This window comes from Clostridium sp. MCC328 (genome assembly GCF_018785465.1).
Classification (GTDB): Bacteria; Bacillota; Clostridia; order Lachnospirales; family Lachnospiraceae; genus Pilosibacter; species Pilosibacter fragilis.
Window position 1 is genome coordinate 1 of record NZ_WQPW01000143.1, and the last position, 215, is coordinate 215.

The following is a 215-nucleotide window of genomic DNA, read 5'->3' on the forward strand; positions in this document are numbered from 1 at the left end:
TCAGCGCTCTCGTCATCGTACGGAGTTGTTAATCTCCAGTCGTTTGTGATCTTAGCACCGCTGCTGTTTACGAAGTAGTAGCTTCCATCATATTCAACCCATGCAGAACGAACAAGCTGTCCGTCATCTCCTACATAGTACTCTTTACCATTGCTGGAGCAGAATACGTTTGTATATGCGTCACCGTTTTTGTCGTAGCAATACCACTCGCCATC

Annotated in this window: 1 pseudogene; it reads right to left on the reverse strand. The window is 46.0% G+C overall.

Going from position 1 to position 215, the window contains the following annotated elements:
- Nucleotides 1–215 (reverse strand): annotated as a pseudogene (locus GPK83_RS17440) (hypothetical protein); the annotation flags it as partial.